Annotated in this window: 4 tRNA genes and 2 rRNA genes; all 6 read right to left on the reverse strand. The window is 49.7% G+C overall.

The window, feature by feature from the left end:
* Window positions 1–50 precede the first annotated feature (50 nt).
* Window positions 51–127: transfer RNA gene (locus EVJ28_RS13930), tRNA-Arg, on the reverse strand.
* A gap of 31 nt (window positions 128–158) precedes the next feature.
* Window positions 159–245: transfer RNA gene (locus tag EVJ28_RS13935), tRNA-Leu, on the reverse strand.
* A 35-nt stretch (window positions 246–280) separates the two neighbouring features.
* Window positions 281–356: transfer RNA gene (locus tag EVJ28_RS13940), tRNA-Thr, on the reverse strand.
* Window positions 357–365: 9 nt separating this feature from the next.
* Window positions 366–441, reverse strand: a tRNA-Val gene (locus EVJ28_RS13945).
* A gap of 9 nt (window positions 442–450) precedes the next feature.
* Window positions 451–566: ribosomal RNA gene (gene rrf, locus EVJ28_RS13950) — 5S ribosomal RNA — on the reverse strand.
* A gap of 95 nt (window positions 567–661) precedes the next feature.
* Window positions 662–751, reverse strand: a 23S ribosomal RNA gene (locus EVJ28_RS13955); the annotation flags it as partial.

The raw sequence follows: 751 nt of genomic DNA on the forward strand, positions 1-751 counted from the left end.
TTGGTCCCAAACCAAGTGCTCTACCAAGCTGAGCTACTTCCCGTTATAAATGGTGCACCCTGAGAGATTCGAACTCCCGGCCTTTAGATTCGTAGTCTAACGCTCTATCCAGCTGAGCTAAGGGTGCGAGACGAATGATTCCCAATGGGATATATAGATGGTACCGAGGGCCGGACTTGAACCGGCACGAGGAAACCCTCGCAGGATTTTAAGTCCTGTGCGTCTACCAATTCCGCCACCCCGGCAAGGTATAATTAGTGCGGTAGACTTTTTTAAAAAATGGTGCCGGCGAAAGGATTTGAACCCTCGACCCTCTGATTACAAGTCAGATGCTCTACCAACTGAGCTACACCGGCAGGTGTAAATGGTGGAGGATGACGGGATCGAACCGCCGACCCCCTGCTTGTAAGGCAGGTGCTCTCCCAGCTGAGCTAATCCTCCGATATGTATGCCTGGCAACGTCCTATCCTCACAGGGGGAGACCCCCAACTACTTTCGGCGCTGAAGCGCTTAACTTCCGTGTTCGGCATGGGAACGGGTGTGGCCGCTTCGCTATCGCCACCAGACATATATGAGATTAACATTATCTTTACATAATGTCAAACTTTTTTTTGAAAGATTACTCTCTCAAAACTGAAGATTCATCAATACAAACCATTTCTAGATCAAAGCCTCGACCGATTAGTATCATTCAGCTCCACACGTCGCCGTGCTTCCACCCATGACCTATCTACCTCATCGTCTCTGAGGG

The organism is Exiguobacterium sp. SH3S3 (genome assembly GCF_004337115.1).
GTDB classification, from domain to species: Bacteria; Bacillota; Bacilli; order Exiguobacteriales; family Exiguobacteriaceae; genus Exiguobacterium; species Exiguobacterium aurantiacum_A.